We start from the raw sequence: 17,533 nt of genomic DNA on the forward strand, positions 1-17,533 counted from the left end.
GGCGGGCGGCCTTAACAACTCCCCAGTTGTTTTTATTTGCTAAGCATATGTCGCTCGCCGATATAATTTACACGCGGGCGGAACAATCGATTATTTGTATGTTGCTCAATCACATGCGCACATAAGCCTACCGTTCTTGAACTGAAAAAGATTGGTGTATATAGTTGAATTGGAATACCTAACATCCAATAGACTGGAGCAGCATAATAATCTAGGTTTGGATAGATTCCTTTTTCCTTCTCCATAATCTTTTCTCCAGCTTCACACATTTCATATAATGTATAATCGCCTTTCACATCACATAACTGTTTTAATGCTTCTTTCATCATAAGCGCTCTTGGATCTATCTTCTTCATGTAGACGCGATGTCCAAATCCCATGATTTTTTCTTTGTTATACAGTTTCTTTTGCAGTAATTCTTCAAATTTTTGGGCAGTACCTGCTTCAAGCAGCATGTACATCACTGCCTCATTTGCGCCTCCATGTAAATTACCTTTTAAAGAGGCAACTGCTCCAGTTAAGGCACCATACAAATCTGATTGTGTCGACGCAATTACTCTAGCCGTAAAAGTAGAGTTAGGCATTTCATGTTCACTATACAGAACGAGCGATCGGTCAAATATTTTTTCTTCTAATTCAGAAGGCTTTTTACCCGTAAGCATACGGAAGAAATTCGCACTATAAGATAATTCTTGAATCGGTTCAATTGGTTCTTCATTATTTAAAATTCGATAGCTATTAGCTACTATATTCGGCACCTTACTTAACAATTTATAAGCACGCTTTTTATTTACATCTAATGAGCGATCATCAATTTCATTGTCATAACCAGCTAGCGCCGAAATTCCTGTACGCAATCCATCCATTGGATGCGTTTGTTTTGGCAGTGCTTTTAAAACATCAAAAATTCCACTCGGAACCTCATATTCAGACTTTAACGTTTCTTCCAATGCCGCTTTTTCATCTGAATTAGGAAGTTTCTCCTCTAATAAAAGATGAACAATATCTAAATAGCCTTTCGTTTTAGATAACTCAATCAAATCATACCCTTGAATAACAATTTCTCCTTTTTTTGTATCAAGAAAAGAAATCTTCGTCTCTGCTGCAATTATCCCTTCAAGTCCTGGAAAATATTTTTCTTCAGCTCCCATTTTGTTTTCCTCCAATCCAAATAGATCTTCGTTTACACTTCTGTAAGCCTTTCCAAGATTGCACAAATATATTTCCCTCACGATTCTCTATTTTACTGCTCGCAAAGAATATGAGATTAGCAGCGTACAAGGTTTTTCTATGTTTAGATTGTTCATAATAGTACTTTTGAAAGGATTGAGATTGTAAGAAAATGTTCCAAACAAAGAATCTCTCATAAGCTTCATTTTTGTTAATGATTACGACAATAAAAATATCTTCTAAAGAAACTATTACTATAACTGATCTTCGTAAATTAGCACCTTCTCCCCACGCAGACTTTGATATGCAAAACGAACGATTTATCTTCGACCGTTTTACAATCATTTCATTTTCTACTCAAATATATCAGACTGTTTAGAAAATTACAATTTATTTTATTTTCTTTATCTTTGGATATACAATCGATTTATTTTTCCATTATAATTTCTAAAAAAAAAGAATAGCAATTTGCTATCCTTTTCAAACATTTTATTTTAGTTTATTTCAACCACGATCCAACAATCGGATATTGAAAAGGTCGATCATTCAATGCACGAACAATACCAATAATTGGAGTAATTAAAGCCATGAGTCCAAAAATAATTAAAAATGGAATTCCAATTAATACCCAAGAGAAAAATGCCGAAATACCAATTAATACGCCGATGACAAAATGAAATATGACCGCTTGTAATGATAAATTTTTAATTTCTCGATCTGAACTCACAAGAAATATAATAAAAGGGACTAATACAGGTGCAAACCAAGTACTAGCATGAATAAATATTTTCAATCCTTTATGCTCCATTAAAAAAACCACTCCTTTTTTCTATGTTTTTTCTTTGTTATGTAATATTTTATATAATAACTCATGCTATGTGCATGAGACTCGAGGCTGATTTGTACTCATTCAAAAGTTCCACTTATTTACCTAATTCTTATATATTTATAAAACCAAAAGGTAATATACCTATACTCTCCTATAAATTATGTTCATTCGAATTAAACGCCTTTCAACTATTTTCCCCTTAACAAACACTTCAAAACATAACATCTTCTTTCGTAATATACATATGGAAATATTTACTTAGTGCATTCGTTTAAGTTTTTTGATATTTTACATTTAAGCTCCATAAAAGCTGCTATACCATCATATCTGCTCTTTAGTAAACGAAAGAGCAGATATCTTTTTCCCCTTACGGCAATATAAACAACTGCACAACAATGGGGATAGACTCATATCCTATTCCAGATACCGAAACCAACTTCGAATCAGAAAGGTAGGAAAATGAAATGACTTCTCCTATAGATTATACTTCTCCATCTATCCAATTCACTCAAGATGTAAGTAGAACTAACTTTTTTACAAAAGATGCGCAAAATTATATAAATGTTCTAGGGATTAAACAGTTAAATACATTAAATAATACATCTTTACTCGACATTTTTTTAAGTGCGGGAAATATTATAGAGCCTCATATACATCAAAATGCGGCTGAACTCGTTTATTGTATTTCTGGTGCAGCTGTCGTTTCTTTGCTTAATCCCTTTACAAACCAAATTTTGAGTTTCCCTATAAAACCAGGTCAAGTTGTCAATATACCACAAGCTTGGTGGCATTATGAAACCGCCACTGTAGACAACACACATTTATTAGCCATTTTTAATGCCCCTACTCCAGAAGTTACTTTTGGATCAGATATATTACGATTAACACCCGCAAATATTATGGCTCATACGTATTGTCTCGATGAACAACAATGGAAACAAGCAGTATCTCCTATTCAATCTACTACTGTAATTGGTCCTCCTAAAGGCTGCAATCCAAGTGAAAGTCGAAATGCATTTCATCATATCCCTAATCAAAACCAAATGCATGCACAGCATTCACCATATTATTGCCAACAACATCAATTTCCATTTCAATATTGGGGATATTAACATAACAACCAACCAAAATAATACCCTTGATTAGGTTTCTTTTTATATGACTTAGTATGTTACAGCTCGAGCTCCTTTTTTAACAAAGTAAGGTTATAATCATGGAATTTTTTCATTGTTTTTGGATAACTATATTTTTTTATAAGGTCATATGTTTCTTCTTGTTTGCCTTCTAATAGTAACTGTTTAGTTTGTAATATATAATGAACTGCCTCGGATATCCTCTTTTTCATCTCTGTTTTTTCTTTTGTAAATCCTCCATGTCCTGGTATTAGGAGACTAATGTCATATTTCTCTATTATGGATTCGAATTTTGTTAAAGTTGATAGATAGTCATCGCTGTTATGATAAATATAAGGAAATTCTATATTTGATAAGTAGTCACCAGCTATTATGATTCCGAGTGGCTCAAGAACTGTAATAATGCCATCATCAGTATGACCTGGGGCTTGATAAAAGTGAAATTTTATATCTCCTATTTCTAATTCCTCATCTTCTTTACGAATGGAAATATCCACATCTGGAAACTTTACTTCATACTTCCTTGTTATGTAATAAGAATCGTCAAAGTCTTGAATACTATTGATAATTGATTGCTTATCAGGGCAATCTTTTAATTTTTCACTTGCAATTACTTTAGCATGCGAAAACGCACCATAACCTAAAATATGATCAAAATCGGAATGTGTAAAAAGTAAGTAAAGGTCTTTATCTTTTTTATTTTTATATACATAGTCCTGAATTTCATCTACTTCATTCGGTAGCCAAGTCGGATCTACTACTAATACCAATTTATCTGTTTCTACAACAACTGAATTGGTTTGATAAATAGCACTTTGAAAGATCGTTATGAAATTATCTTTATATTGAATCATTACCCTATGCCTCCATTCTAGTTTTTTCCCATTGCTTTGAAGAAATCTAGGTACATATCTCTATAATTAAAAGGGAATTTTCACAAAAACTATACAAAAAGAATATCATTCTTTTTGTTTGTAGGCTATGGGATTTTTTTATCAAAACACCGTTTTACGCCCAGGTTTTTCACAACATTAACCATATTTATGTAGCGCTATCCTAAAATAGAAAAGCTGACTCATAGGAGTCAACTTTTCTTGTCATACTTGTAAAATCCACATTCCATACTCTGGATAAACTACTTTTAACTTCACAACAGTCTCATCACACCATGTTTTGAATTGAAATCTCCAACTATATATAATGCGGTGATTTCCGTCTTCTAGACATTCTATCCAAATATCATAACTAGATCATACTTTTTTATTTTTCCAATACATATGCAGTCCATTTAATAGAATCGAAATCCGCTATATAACTGTAATAGGACTCTATGCCTATAAACCATTCTAATTATTTAAAATAGTTCACATTTTATTCAAACATTTGAACAATGAATATTTATTCTTTTTTTGCATAAATAGTTCTCCTTTTCGCATAGGAAAAACCTTCAATTTTTGACAATTTTCTGAACAACGGTTTATTATACAAAAAATAATAAAAATGTCTATTTTTCTCATTTTTTGTCTTTTCATATATATTTACAGTTCATATACACTACATATAGACTGTTAGTTGTAAGAACAATATTACCAAAAATTAGAAAAGGAGAAAAAGAAAATGAAAAATTTCACAAAGGTTACCTTAGCAACATTTATCGGATTTTGTGGTATTGGTGCTTTTTCACAAACGGAGAATGTAAAAGCAGCAGGATTAGATATCACTTCTCAAGATTCTTTGAATGCAAATACTTCCATTGTCACAAGCAAACAATCCATTGTATCTGAACCAAAAACAATTAAGCACCATCATGTAAAGTATGAAAAAAGAAAGTATCAATCTGCTGAAAATATCCCTAAAGAAATCTATTACTCTTCAGAAGGCTTTAAAGGAGTTATTTCCGCAGTGACCGTTATAGATACTGGAGACTATTTCCTAGTTTGTTATTCCGGCACTGTCATTCGCTGTTAAATAGAAAGTATCATATAAATATGAACAATAAAGAATCTGCTTACAATAATAAAAAAAGCCAAAAAATCAATTGATTTGATTTCGTGGCTTATTAAATAATAAGATAACATTAAAAATAACACTTTAACATTACCTTTCCCATAATTAATTATATAATAGAAAGAATTTTCTTTCAATTAAAAGACACTCATGTAGTGTCTTTTTTTATCAAAAAAGACTCCGTTATATAGCAAACCCCTCTTTTACAATATGTATACGATCTCTAATCGAAAGTTCTCACAACTTTATTTCATACATTACATAAAAGTTAAGAAGAAAATGATATACGTTAAAAAGATATAAGAACTACTTTATTTGGTTTGAGCTATCCGCCCAAGGAGCCAGTTTCTTTTTATCTAATCCAGTTCATGTAACTTTGGTCAAAATACATCCAACCTTCTATTTTAAGTAGTTTTTTGTCAAAAAAAAATAGGTTTTTTCCTCTATACCAATAGTGAAAAGCATCTATACTAAATCTTCCGGATAATGTTTCTCAATTTACTATATATTCCATTCATGTTAAATTTGAATAGAAAAAGGTTTCTTTTTCATTACTTCCCTTTTCAAACCTCGAAAGCAATAAGATGGATGGCGACACTCCTAGGAGTGTCTTTTTTTATAACAAAAAGGCTTCGGGAACCATACCAATTTCTTTTGTGGCTTCCTAACAATTTCAAAAGTTTGACACATCTTTAGAAAAGGCTTATAAAGAAAAGTGAAGTTCTTAATATTCGTTTTCATGATCTTTGGCATACCTATGCTATTTTCATACAAAGGCAAGGTATTCATCCGAAGAGTATAAACGAACGACTTGTACACAAAAGAATAGGAATCACATTGGATACCTACCAGGTCTCCAAGAAAAAGCTGTAGAAGATTTTGCAAGCAATCTATTTCAAAAACGCTAATGTTTGCAAATGAGGATTTTGCATAACACTACTCGCAAATCCACCTGACATTGAAGGGAGTCAAAAACATGAAAGAAATCAAGTCTGAAAAAGAATTCCGCGATCTTATCGCAAAAGAAAATCCAGTAGTCATTAAGTTCTTCACAACATGGTGCCCGGATTGCGTACGTATGGACAATTTTATCGGTGATGTAATGGAAGAGTTCAATAAATTTGAATGGTATTCCATTAATAAAGATGAGTTCCCAAGTATTGCGGAAGAATATCAAGTAATGGGAATTCCAAGTTTATTAGTGTATCAAAACGGTGAAAAATTGGGTCATCTACATAGTGCAAATGCAAAAACAGAAGAACAAGTTACTGAGTTTTTAGAAGTATATTAATACAATATAACAACTTACAAAAAGCGCTTAGAGATATACTTAAGCGCTTTTTATTTTTTGCCCTCATAAAACAATGTTCTCCCTTTCTTAAAATGCTAAAAGTACACAACAATGTTTGTATAGACCCACACGACTTTCATTTGATACGCTTATATATATAATCTTTGAGAGAAAGGTGAGTAAATAGTATGGAATCACTTTCTAACAAAGCTGCTGATAAAGGGGCTATTCTAAGTATTGTTGCCTATATATTTTTATCAACTGTTAAAATTACAATAAGCTACATAGCCGTTTCTAGCGCACTGCGTGCAGATGGTCTTAATAATTTAACTGATATTGGCGCATCATTAGCTGTATTAATCGGGTTAAAAATTTCCCGAAAACCTCGTGATCCAGATCATCCATATGGTCACTTACGCGCGGAACAAATCGCTTCACTCATCGCATCCTTTATTATGATGACTGTTGGACTTGAAGTTATCGTAAATGCTGTTCAATCCTTTTTCAAGGAAGAACAGACACCCCCTAGTTTAATAGGAGCTTGGGTTGCTTTGTTTTGCGCTGCTATTATGTATAGCGTATACGTTTATAATCGTAAAATTGCCAAGGAAACAAAAAGTAAAGCACTAGAAGCAGCTGCAAAAGATAATTTATCTGATGTTTTCGTAAGTGTTGGGACCGTTATTGGTATTTTCGGTTCACAGTTTCAAATGCCTCTTCTTGATCCAATTGCGGCACTTATTGTCGGTATCATTATTTGTAAAACTGCGTGGGATATTTTCAAAGAAGCATCACACCTATTAACAGATGGCATTGATCCAGACAAAATGAAGCAATATGCCGAAACAGTTAAAACTATTACAGGCGTTGAACACATTGTTGACATTCGAGCACGCATGTATGGGAATCAAACGTATGTTGATATTACTATCGAAGTAGACGCACACATGGATGTAAGTGAAAGCCATCGTATTACTGATGAAATTGAAGAAAAACTGCAACATAAACACAATATTTGGCACACACATATTCATGTAGAGCCAATGCAAAAAGAACCTATGCTCTCATAGGTTCTTTTTCTGTAATACAAAATGGATTGAAATGAGTCATTACGCATGATTGATTAACTTGATACAGAAGATTTATTGTGGGCTACATGTGGGAGAAATGTTTGATGAAACATGATACATAAAATAAGCCAACTTCCTCCAGCAGCCCAGCCCGCTAAAATATCAGATGGATAATGTACTCCTAAATATATTCGACTAATAGAAATGGAGAAGATAAGAAAGCAGGCAATAACAATCAGCAGTAATTTTTGATGCAATTGTAGGCGGTGTTCAGTAATTGTAATGTATGCAATAAACCCAAGAAATGCAACAGCATTCATCGCATGTCCGCTCGGAAAACTGTAGCCTGTCGCAGTAACAAGTTGTGATATATCGGGCCTTGGTCGTTCATACCATACCTTTAACATATAGTTCAAATAGCGTGAACCATAAAAATTTATCATTAACAAAATCGCTGTCATATATCGTCTTCGAATTAAGAAATACATAAACAGGATAAACAATGCAGGAAAATATACCTTTTTTGAACCAATATAAGACATCCATACAAAATAAGCGGTAAAATACTCGTTACGAAAACTTTGTATATAATCACTGACAACATGATCAAATTGATCAATAAAAGATGTTTCATAAGAAAAAGATAGTACGACAAAACAAACGAGTAAAACAAAAAGTAGCATATATAAATGTCGATATCTCTTCATCTGCATAACCTCACTATACAAAAATGGAGCGGGTATTTTATTTTCCCTCTCCATTTCTTTTTTATGCATGAATCAGCATGAAATATAACTGTTAATTTTTTGCTGCATTGTTGGAATGTCTTCACGCTTCACTGTGAAACGTAAAACTTTTTCATCTATATCTAAAGCTTCAGATAATAGTCCAGCAATCCCTCTTGCTTTTCGATCTACTTCCATCACAATTTCTAAACTATCATACGAACGCGGAATGATCAGAAGTTCTAATTCATCGAGCTTTCCATAATATTGTCCGGATACAGGAACAAATTCAAACTCTTGCGCGAATGGGACATGATCTCGCAAACGGTATGGAAGTTCTTCACATTCCGCTTGACGAAGACGAAATCCAAGATTTTGGACTGCCTCTAATACACTTTTTAATAACAAGTTTGGTAGTATTTGAATGTAATCCCGGTCACTTGGGTCAATGCTGCGTTTAATATCTAGACCAGTCTGTACCCAAACATTTTTCATTCCAATTGTTAACGGTGCTTCAATCGGCATGGGGAAAGAAAACGGAATTTCTCGTTTTTCATTTACCCCAATAGTAATAGGAGTTGTTAAACGAACTTTCTTTAAGTCATATGTTGAACTTATTTTCTTATCATCCACTTCACGAATATATGTCGTAGACAACGTTAAATAAATACTATCAATTTCTTGTGCTACTGATCCGCCAGTAATATGTACAACTCCTGTAATTTCTTCACCGATAAGCCATTCTTCTTGTGTTAACACAGTGTCAACTTTTGCACTGCCAATACCAACGCTTGCTAAAAACTTTTGGAACATGTATCCCCCATCCTTTCTATTATACAGCGCACATCTTCTTTTAATTCTTGTACACTTTCATAATATGGCTCTTTCATTTGTAACATCCGCATAATTACGTCACTACTATTTGCTGATAATGTTAATTCTTCGTGCCAAGGCCGTTCTTCTTTTGAAGATTCATAACTAGAATACAACAAAAATAAAACAAAATGCCCAAGAGCATAAAAATCACTGCGATAATGGATTTCGCGCATATACGCTTGTTCCCCTTTATAAGAATGAGCACGTTCATCATTTTCACCAATAAAGCGGGCTAATCCAAAATCAATGATAGATATTTCATCATCATTCATTAAAATATTAGGAATTCGTAAATCGCGATGCACAATACCTTGACTATGAAAATAGGAAACAACATGAAGCACTTTATATAAAATAAGAAAAACTTCTTTCTCTGTATACATTTCTCCATATTCAAAAATAAAATCTTCAAATGTCTTTCCGCGCATTTCCTCCATTACAAAAAAAGATCCTTCTCTCCATGTAAAGCTATGATAGAAACGAGGAATTGCACAATGCTCTAACTGCTGTAAAATCGCTTGCTCATATGTAAACGATTTCCTACCTGATGCGTAACGCTGTTTACTTTTCCGAAGTTGTTTTAATACTCTTTTTTCACCAGACAATAGATCCGAAACTAGATACGTAAAACCATAACTTCCCATGCCGAGAATACAATGAATTTGATACCGCTGTGCAACGATAGTATCGATAGACAGCGGTCGATCAAACCAGGCCATTACTTTTTGAAAATTCATCAGCTACTAGAGAAAAAGCTGCGACTTTTATGTTTTCTTTTATAATGATGATGCCCATACCCATGGGATGGATGTTGTTTATGATAATCGCTACTAGAATACGAACGACGTCGATGACGATAATCACTACTGGAGTATGAGCGGTGCTTATGTTTATTCCCAAGTAAAGAATCAATAATTTTTTTGAACATCACTTCACCTCTTCAGAAAATTTTCACTTTTATTATACCAAATATAATACGATATAGTGATATTAGTTTTTTATTTATCCCGCATTAACGGGCAGTAAGCCCCTACTGATGGAAGTTTCACTTTATACGATACAAAAAACGACGAGTCTATCCCGTCGTTACTTCCCTTCATCATCTTCGTCAAATACTTCATCAATCATACATTTCTCTAACAAATAATCGAATGCAATATCTGCAAGATCTTCAATTTCTTCACGCTTTGGTACATAACCTCTTACAATTAATTGCTCATAAAAAAATTCCGCAATTTCTTCCGTATCAATTACGACTTCTATTTCCTTCATGAGCATCACCCCTTTAATTCTGTTTTATGAAGAAAAATAGAAATTATGTATAACAATAGAAAAACATTTTTCTTTTTTTGCTAGATATATAGGTTATATAAAAAAACGATTTTGCATAAGATGTAGTACAAGCTATATAAGGGGGAAAACGCAATGGAATATAAACAAGAAATCGTACATACAGAAGAAGGTTTCGTACATGAAGATGTGTGGGTGGACAAACTAGTTTCTATATTTATTATCTTTTTAACAATTGTAGGCATACCATATACAACTTATATTCTCTTTCAATTCCTTTTCTCTTTCTAAGTTATTTTTTCTCGGATAATTTAACTAAATAATTACGTACAACTTCCATCACAATTTTATATTCTTCATCTTGAAATGTTTCATACAATGTTCTGTAATCATTAAAAATATCTAGTAAACCATCAATAATCTCTTTTCGATTCGTTTTTATACTTACTTTTTTCGAATTATTAATAGACTTTAATTTTCCTAGATCTAGCTTATTCATACCGGCTTTATCTTGTTTCATTTTCTTTAAAATAACATTTGCTGTTTGTGCATTCGCAATCAGTGTCAAATCTGATTCATCTGCTTCTAGCCACTCTCCATCAGTAATACGAGATAATTCATAAATTGTATCTTCCCAAGCATCATTTTTATAACGCCATACTTCCGTCCGGTAGCCAACAACACGAAACACATCTTTTTCATAGCCTGTAACTTGAACGAGATCACCAAACGTAAATTTATAATGAAGTTCAATCCACTCTGATTCGCCATCTTTCATTTCTTGCTCTGTCACAAGCTGCAGTGTATGTTCTACATAAAATCCATCGTGATTGTTTACCTCATATACATAGACGCCGTCAAGCATTTTGATGTTCGTGATTTTTCCTACCGTACCATATAACGTAATCACGACTATATCTCCTATATTGTATTTGGGCTGTTTTTTTCTCGTCATGTCTCTCTCTCCTTTTGAAGTCGTGATTTTAAGTATGTGACGATAACAGTATATGCGACCCACTCCGAAAACGCTTATCACATGAGGTTGTATACTTGAATATTTTTCATAAAAAATACACTCCACTATCGGAGTGTACATAACACAAATTGAAAAATGATTCGTAGTAAAACAGTCTACAAATAGATGTTTCACTCTACCGCTCTTGCATATACAATTCCCATGCACGGTCAAAAATGCTCATACTGTCTAATGAACCATTTAACTCTAAATACGAACTAACTTCATCATAATCCTCCGATTGCTTTGGAAAGCTATGATCTTCATACATAATTTCTGCCAAGTCGCATAGTTCATTTTTTAATAAAGAAGCACGGTGCTTCATCATATAATGATAAAATGACTTTTTCAACAATATTCCCTACCTTTCTAACTTGGCTACATTATACAAGGCAAACAAGAAAAAAACCAGTATAAAGAATACTGGTTAAAAGTCAAAGTAGTTTCGCTTTAATAAACGCGGACGCTCCATGAGCTCTGTAAATTTGATTTGTTTTGGCAGATCTTTCGTATAAATCAAAAAGAGTTGATCTTCTATTTCTTTCACAATAGTATCTGATTGATAATGCATTCCGCAATTTGGACATGCGATACAAGGTGTTTCTTCAATTGTAACTGTTTGTGTACCATCTGGTAATTCCCAGTATACAGTATTTACACTTTCAATTGCTTCTTCACCTTCACACCACATACACCTCATACTGCATCTCCTTCAGTTTTTGTGCTCTCATTTAACTTTTCCATTTGCGCTTTATATTTTTTATCTTTCAATTGGTCACGCTTATCACGTTTATCTTTTAATGAAGCATGTGTATTATTTGTTTCATAATCTTTGCGGCGATTCATGCGCTGCAAGCCTTCTGGTACAAGGTTAAACTTCTTATCGCTCATCAGCGCTGCTACACCAACATCAGAGCGCTTTTCTTCGTAAGTAGGATAAATTTCCTTGAAATATCCTTCTGCTCTGCCTGATACATAATTTTCTGGCTCTGGATACGTTGTAATAACACCTTCAAAGTTACGAAGGACAACTTTGTCAGCACTTTGTGAAATAATATAGTTTGGCTGAACGGCAATTTTACCACCGCCGCCTGGTGCATCTACAACAAATGTTGGTACCGCATAACCAGATGTATGTCCGCGTAATCCTTCAATAATTTCAAGACCTTTTGATACTGGCGCACGGAAATGACCAATCCCTTCTGATAAGTCACATTGATAAATATAGTAAGGGCGCACGCGAATTTTTACTAAATCGTGCATCAATTTTTTCATAATTGGTACGCTATCGTTAATGCCTGCTAAAATAACAGCTTGGTTTCCAAGCGGTACACCAGCATTCGCCAGCATTTCACAAGCAAGTTTAGATTCTTCTGTAATTTCAATAGACGTATTAAAATGTGTATTTAACCAAACTGGATGGTATTTTTTTATAATATTGCAAAGATTTTCCGTAATACGCTGCGGAAATACAACAGGAGCCCTCGTTCCAATACGGATAATTTCCACATGCGGAATTGCACGTAAGTTCTTTAGAATATACTCTAGAATGTTATCGTTAATAAGAAGTCCATCACCGCCAGAGATTAATACGTCACGAACTTGCGGCGTTTCACGAATATAAGCAATCGCTTCATCTAATTGTTTCTTTGGTACACCCATTCCAATTTGTCCACTAAAACGACGTCGTGTACAATAGCGACAATACATAGAACATTGATTTGTTACTAGGAAAAGAACACGGTCTGGATAACGATGAGTTAATCCTGGAACTGGTGAATCTTCATCTTCATGAAGCGGATCTTCTAAATCGTACTTCGTTTTATATAATTCCTCTGAAATCGGTACAGATTGCATTCGAATTGGACAACGTGGATCATCTGGATTCATAAGAGATGCATAGTATGGTGTAATGTTTAATGGGATTGTTTTTGTTGAGATTTTAACACCCTCTTCTTCTTCCGGTGTTAAATTAATGACTTTCTTTAAATCATCTAATGTTTTAATTGTATTTGTTAATTGCCAAATCCAATCGTTCCATTGCTCATCTGTAACATCTTTCCATAATTCAATCTCTTTCCAATGACGTTTTGGTTTATATACGTCGTGTAACATTGCCATTCCCCCTTTTTCAAACGCTCACTATTTATTAAAGCAATAATCATGCCAACTTTAACTGTTAAATCTAGATTTTAATTCCCATCTATTCGTACAACCTTTGCTATTACAAGCTTCTTTACTATAAAAATATCGTTTTATACAAAAATACTCCTTTAAAAAAACAGAATTTTCTTTACTTTTATATATGTAAGCGCTCATTTATTGGTGCAAATGCACAAAAAGCTGCCAATTATTCGGCATATTTCGCATATTTATTTAATTTATACTGCAAAGTTTGTCTTGGAATGCCTAACAACTTCGCGGCTTGCAAAACATTTCCTTTCGCTTCTAACATCGCTTGTTCAATCAACTCTTTTTCCGTTTTATAAAGCGCTTCTCGAAGCGGTAATATCAACGTTTTCTGCAGCGAAGGCGTTTGTCGAAACGAACGTGGTAAACAAGATAATGTTAGCGTTTTTTCTTCTGCTACAATGACCGCATGTTCAATCATATGCTTTAATTCACGTACATTACCCGGCCAATTGTATTGAAGTAATCGCTGCTTCGTATCTTCATCTATACCAATCACATTCTTTTTATATTCCTTGTTATAAGCTTTCAAAAAGTGCGGAGCTAACAATAAAATATCTTCCTTTCGCTCGCGAAGCGGCGGAATAAATAAAGAAAACACATTTAATCGATAATATAAATCTGTACGAATTTTATTTTCACGAAGGCACTCATCCGGAGGTTGATTCATTGCTGTAATCACACGCACATCAACTTTTCTTGTTTTACTATCACCTATGCGGCGAATAACACCATCTTCTAGTACGCGAAGCATTTTCGCTTGTAAGTCTAATGGCATTGAATTCAGTTCATCTAGAAATAATGTACCACCGTCCGCAAGCTCAAATAAACCTGCGCGCTCCATTGCACCTGTATAGCTTCCTTTTGTTGTTCCAAACAGTAAACTTTCAAGTAATGATTCTGGCAAAGCAGCACAGTTTTGAGCGATAAACGCATTATTTCTTCTTTTCGATGCTTCGTGTATCGCTTGTACAAATAATTCTTTTCCCGTTCCTGTTTCGCCGTAAATCAGTACGTTTGCATTCGTAGTCGCAACCTTTTGCGCCAGCTGTTTCGTCTGTAAAAATCGCTTATCATTCGTTATAATCGTATCGAATGCTATATGTCTGTATGGTGCTTTTTTCGGTGATGACCGCTTCATTTTCGACTGCAAGTCAGCAATTTTTTCCGTCAACTTTTGAATAGTAGAATAATCTTTTGCAATTTCAACAGCACCAGCAATTCGTCCTTCTATAAAAATAGGAAGCGTTGTATTCACTGTGTATACATCTTCTCCCCTTTGATTTTGATATCGCTGCACTTGGTGTAGGATTGGCTTTTTCATTTGCAATACCTTTAACAGTGTACTCGTTTCTGGCGTTAACGAAGGAAATGCTTCTAATAAATATTTACCAAGTACATCTTCTACATTGGATCCATCATGTTTTGCCGCCACTGTATTATAAAAAATCGTAATTCCATTTTCATCTACTGCATGAATAGCTTCATCAATACTACTTAAAATCGCTTCAATCACTTCTTGTGTTGAAATCGCCAGCAACATAATCCCCTCCTACGCTCAAAATTCAGCAATTATGGTGCCAAATTTTGAGCACCTAACGCTAAAATGAAACTCCCATCAGCGAAGATTTTTTCTTCTACGCTTATGGAAGTTAAGTGAATTGATTCTTTTTGAACTGTTATCTACTATATTTGTGATAAAGTGGAACTTCCATCAGCAGGGGTTTTTCTCATCTTCATTGCTGGAAAGCCCGCCCAAACAGACAGTTTCTTCTTGACTTCTCTCTCATTCTTGAAGTGGTAGGCTTACTGCCCGTTAATACAGGATAAATCCTTTACCCAAACGTTCATATCCTCTAACTTATCAAAAATATAACAGTTATTCGCAAGTCGTCCTGTGTACGTATATCCAAGCTGATAGAACGCAGCGTTCATACCAAATGAAAGTGCCCGCGCAATTGTATACGAACAGAAAATACCTCTCTCTTGCATTTCTTCTTCTAACTTCATAAGTAAACTTTTCATAAAACCATGCTTACGATACTCTGGTAATGTCGCACAATTTGTTAATTCTGCATTCCCTTCTTTTACGTTCATTTCTGCTGAAGCAGTACTAATAATTTTCCCTTCTGTTTCATACACGTAATAAATTGTATCTTCCTTCATCGTTTTCACAATATAATCGACTTCATTTAAAGGTGTTGGATAAATCTCAAATACTTTTCCAAATACATCTGCAAGCTGCTTTGCATCTTCTTCTGTCGCTTTTCGCAATATAAACTGTACTGGTATTTCTTTTTCCATTACTTTTTTCGCAATTACACCACTCAAAATTTCATCTTCTTTCACCCAATGCACGCTATTACGGCGCTCATCATCCCGATATTTCACCATAAAATATGCATCATGCCCTTGGAAGTATTGCGGAATACTTGCTTCTAATGCAAAGCCAAGAGAGAGCCACACAGGAACGTTCTCATTCTTTCCTTTTATAATTAATTTCGTAAAAGAATGAGAGTTTGCGAGTTCTTCAACTCTATGCATTACTTTTTCAACATTTCCCTTATAATGGTCAACTCGAATACGTTTATTAAAATAATCTAACGCACCTTCTACGGTATAGTACTTCGTTTGTTCTGCAAATTCTTCATAATATTTCATTGGTCCACCTCGCACCAATCTAGCAGTGTACATGCAATAACCTTTGCCGCTGCAATCATTTTATCAATTTCAATATATTCATTTGGATAATGTGCGACTTTCGTTTCACCTGGACCAAACACGATTGTTGGAATATTTGCAACTTGTGTAAATAATCCTCCATCTGTTCCCCACGGCGATGCCTCAATAATCGGCTCAGCCCCTTCAATATGTACAAAATTGTCCTTTAACGTCGTGATAAGCGGATGTTTTTCTTCTAATTCCCCCGGAACCCATCGTGCACCAAACCATTCTACTTCTACTGGATGTTCTGTAAACCAAGGATCTACCTGATTTAACTGTCCTATCCAATTTTCAAATTCTTTTTTTGCATCTTCCATACTTTCATTTGGTGCTACACCATATCTTCCTTCTAAAGTAAGAAAATCAGGTACAGAACTTGGCCAGCTGCCACCTTCAATTTTCCCGATATTTATCGGAATAGGGATCGGAATCCCTTTATATAACGGATCTATAATCCGCTCATTTCGTTTTTCTTCTAGCCTCTTCATATGTTCTACCACAAGCATACTTTTTTCAATAGCACTTACACCTTCATAACGCGTCCCACCATGCGCAGCTTTCCCTTTTACGAATAAACGAAACCACATTGAACCTTGTTGTTTCGAAAAAAATTTCATATTCGTCGGCTCTGGGATAATCACACCATCTGCCTCATAACCTCGTAAAAGTGCCGCAAGCGTACCTGCACCGCCGCTCTCTTCTTCTATTACACTTTGAAAATATACATCTCCCTTTAGAGAAATGCCTGTTGCTACAATGGCTTCTATCGCCAACATGAGCGATACATTACCACCTTTCATATCAGTTGTACCGCGCCCATATATACGATTCCCAATTTTTTCTCCTGCATACGGATTATGCTCCCACTGCTTCAAATCTCCTTCAGGCACAACATCAATATGACCATTTAAAATCATTGACTTTCCGCCGCCGTTTCCCTTTAATGTTGCTACAATATTGGGACTATCATTAAAACTTGTACGCGGTGAAACGAAATACGGATGATCTTTCATTTTCGTAAACGACGGCTCCCAAATATCCAAATCTAAACCAAGCTCGCGCAACTTTTCAATTACAACTGCCTGCGCACCGCTTTCATCCCCGCTCGTACTTTTTTCTTGAATTAAACGTTTTAATAATTTCACACTCATACTTTCATGACTTTCAATATATTCACACACTTGTTTTTTATATTGCTCCAATTGTTACCTCT

The 17,533-nt window shown here is 34.4% G+C and carries 21 protein-coding genes and 1 pseudogene; 6 read left to right on the plus strand and 16 right to left on the minus strand.

What is annotated here, in order from left to right; genetic code table 11:
- Positions 1 to 32 precede the first annotated feature (32 nt).
- From mmgD to AB1280_RS07565, 3 genes are all read right to left on the minus strand, one after another.
- On the minus strand, positions 33 to 1,151 hold the full coding sequence (mmgD, locus tag AB1280_RS07555; protein WP_429755432.1) for a citrate synthase: 1,119 nt from the start codon (positions 1,149 to 1,151) through the stop codon (positions 33 to 35).
- Positions 1,141 to 1,515 carry a hypothetical protein gene (locus tag AB1280_RS07560; RefSeq protein ID WP_429755433.1) on the minus strand — a complete coding sequence of 125 codons (375 nt, stop codon included), beginning with the start codon at positions 1,513 to 1,515 and terminating at the stop codon, positions 1,141 to 1,143. The genes mmgD and AB1280_RS07560 overlap by 11 nt, the downstream gene beginning before the upstream one ends.
- Positions 1,516 to 1,669: 154 nt before the next feature.
- The gene (locus tag AB1280_RS07565; protein ID WP_272190034.1) at positions 1,670 to 1,978 is read right to left on the minus strand and encodes a DUF4870 domain-containing protein; all 309 of its coding nucleotides are present in this window, start codon (positions 1,976 to 1,978) and stop codon (positions 1,670 to 1,672) included.
- Between the two features lie 485 nt (positions 1,979 to 2,463).
- On the opposite strand from AB1280_RS07565, the gene AB1280_RS07570 reads away from it, so the two are divergent.
- Positions 2,464 to 3,111, plus strand: a complete 648-nt coding sequence (locus tag AB1280_RS07570; RefSeq protein WP_429755434.1) for a cupin domain-containing protein — start codon at positions 2,464 to 2,466, stop codon at positions 3,109 to 3,111.
- A 59-nt stretch (positions 3,112 to 3,170) separates the two neighbouring features.
- On the opposite strand, the gene AB1280_RS07575 is transcribed toward AB1280_RS07570, so the two are convergent.
- Positions 3,171 to 3,986 carry an MBL fold metallo-hydrolase gene (locus AB1280_RS07575; RefSeq protein ID WP_429755435.1) on the minus strand — a complete coding sequence of 272 codons (816 nt, stop codon included), beginning with the start codon at positions 3,984 to 3,986 and terminating at the stop codon, positions 3,171 to 3,173.
- A 763-nt stretch (positions 3,987 to 4,749) separates the two neighbouring features.
- Here AB1280_RS07575 and AB1280_RS07580 point away from each other — a divergent pair.
- The 4 genes and pseudogenes from AB1280_RS07580 (at position 4,750) to AB1280_RS07595 (ending at position 7,500) form a co-directional block, all read left to right on the plus strand.
- Positions 4,750 to 5,100: a hypothetical protein gene (locus AB1280_RS07580; RefSeq protein WP_429755436.1), complete on the plus strand. Its 351-nt coding sequence runs from the start codon at positions 4,750 to 4,752 to the stop codon at positions 5,098 to 5,100.
- Positions 5,101 to 5,802: 702 nt separating this feature from the next.
- A pseudogene (locus tag AB1280_RS07585) lies at positions 5,803 to 6,047 on the plus strand (site-specific integrase); the annotation flags it as partial.
- Between the two features lie 68 nt (positions 6,048 to 6,115).
- Positions 6,116 to 6,430 (plus strand): thioredoxin family protein, encoded by a 315-nt coding sequence (locus AB1280_RS07590; RefSeq protein ID WP_336472651.1) that lies wholly within the window; start codon positions 6,116 to 6,118, stop codon positions 6,428 to 6,430.
- A gap of 188 nt (positions 6,431 to 6,618) precedes the next feature.
- Positions 6,619 to 7,500: a cation diffusion facilitator family transporter gene (locus AB1280_RS07595; protein WP_429755437.1), complete on the plus strand. Its 882-nt coding sequence runs from the start codon at positions 6,619 to 6,621 to the stop codon at positions 7,498 to 7,500.
- Positions 7,501 to 7,553: 53 nt separating this feature from the next.
- Here AB1280_RS07595 and AB1280_RS07600 read toward each other — a convergent pair whose 3' ends face one another.
- The 5 genes from AB1280_RS07600 to AB1280_RS07620 form a co-directional block, all read right to left on the minus strand.
- Positions 7,554 to 8,207: a phosphatase PAP2 family protein gene (locus AB1280_RS07600; RefSeq protein WP_429755438.1), complete on the minus strand. Its 654-nt coding sequence runs from the start codon at positions 8,205 to 8,207 to the stop codon at positions 7,554 to 7,556.
- 72 nt (positions 8,208 to 8,279) lie between these two features.
- Positions 8,280 to 9,038 (minus strand): sporulation protein, encoded by a 759-nt coding sequence (locus tag AB1280_RS07605; protein WP_429755439.1) that lies wholly within the window; start codon positions 9,036 to 9,038, stop codon positions 8,280 to 8,282.
- Positions 9,020 to 9,838: a serine/threonine protein kinase gene (locus tag AB1280_RS07610; RefSeq protein ID WP_429755440.1), complete on the minus strand. Its 819-nt coding sequence runs from the start codon at positions 9,836 to 9,838 to the stop codon at positions 9,020 to 9,022. The genes AB1280_RS07605 and AB1280_RS07610 overlap by 19 nt, the downstream gene beginning before the upstream one ends.
- Positions 9,838 to 10,029, minus strand: a complete 192-nt coding sequence (locus AB1280_RS07615) for a hypothetical protein (RefSeq protein ID WP_272190041.1) — start codon at positions 10,027 to 10,029, stop codon at positions 9,838 to 9,840. The genes AB1280_RS07610 and AB1280_RS07615 overlap by 1 nt, the downstream gene beginning before the upstream one ends.
- A gap of 158 nt (positions 10,030 to 10,187) precedes the next feature.
- The gene (locus AB1280_RS07620; RefSeq protein WP_020060656.1) at positions 10,188 to 10,373 is read right to left on the minus strand and encodes a YozD family protein; all 186 of its coding nucleotides are present in this window, start codon (positions 10,371 to 10,373) and stop codon (positions 10,188 to 10,190) included.
- A 153-nt stretch (positions 10,374 to 10,526) separates the two neighbouring features.
- On the opposite strand from AB1280_RS07620, the gene AB1280_RS07625 reads away from it, so the two are divergent.
- Positions 10,527 to 10,682, plus strand: coding sequence for a DUF3930 family protein (locus AB1280_RS07625; protein WP_429755441.1), 156 nt, complete (start codon positions 10,527 to 10,529; stop codon positions 10,680 to 10,682).
- Position 10,683: 1 nt separating this feature from the next.
- Here the strand turns inward: AB1280_RS07625 and AB1280_RS07630 are convergent, their stop codons facing one another.
- The 7 genes from AB1280_RS07630 to AB1280_RS07660 all read right to left on the minus strand — a co-directional run bounded on the left by AB1280_RS07630 (position 10,684) and on the right by AB1280_RS07660 (position 17,522).
- Entirely contained in the window at positions 10,684 to 11,346 is a 663-nt protein-coding gene (locus AB1280_RS07630) for a hypothetical protein (protein ID WP_272190043.1), read from the minus strand.
- Between the two features lie 196 nt (positions 11,347 to 11,542).
- On the minus strand, positions 11,543 to 11,758 hold the full coding sequence (locus tag AB1280_RS07635) for a YozE family protein (RefSeq protein WP_272190044.1): 216 nt from the start codon (positions 11,756 to 11,758) through the stop codon (positions 11,543 to 11,545).
- A 75-nt stretch (positions 11,759 to 11,833) separates the two neighbouring features.
- A complete protein-coding gene (locus AB1280_RS07640; RefSeq protein ID WP_272190045.1) occupies positions 11,834 to 12,106 on the minus strand; it encodes a YokU family protein in 273 nt (90 codons plus the stop codon).
- Entirely contained in the window at positions 12,103 to 13,521 is a 1,419-nt protein-coding gene (gene ablA / locus AB1280_RS07645; protein WP_272190046.1) for a lysine 2,3-aminomutase, read from the minus strand. Before ablA ends, AB1280_RS07640 begins: the two co-directional genes overlap by 4 nt.
- A 235-nt stretch (positions 13,522 to 13,756) precedes the next feature.
- Positions 13,757 to 15,136: a sigma-54 interaction domain-containing protein gene (locus AB1280_RS07650; RefSeq protein WP_429757302.1), complete on the minus strand. Its 1,380-nt coding sequence runs from the start codon at positions 15,134 to 15,136 to the stop codon at positions 13,757 to 13,759.
- 266 nt (positions 15,137 to 15,402) lie between these two features.
- A complete protein-coding gene (ablB, locus tag AB1280_RS07655) occupies positions 15,403 to 16,257 on the minus strand; it encodes a putative beta-lysine N-acetyltransferase (RefSeq protein WP_429755442.1) in 855 nt (284 codons plus the stop codon).
- The gene (locus tag AB1280_RS07660) at positions 16,254 to 17,522 is read right to left on the minus strand and encodes a peptidase (protein WP_429755443.1); all 1,269 of its coding nucleotides are present in this window, start codon (positions 17,520 to 17,522) and stop codon (positions 16,254 to 16,256) included. Before AB1280_RS07660 ends, ablB begins: the two co-directional genes overlap by 4 nt.
- Positions 17,523 to 17,533: the final 11 nt, after the last annotated feature.

It is taken from the genome of Bacillus sp. S10(2024) (genome assembly GCF_050473865.1).
Classification (GTDB): domain Bacteria; phylum Bacillota; class Bacilli; order Bacillales; family Bacillaceae_G; genus Bacillus_A.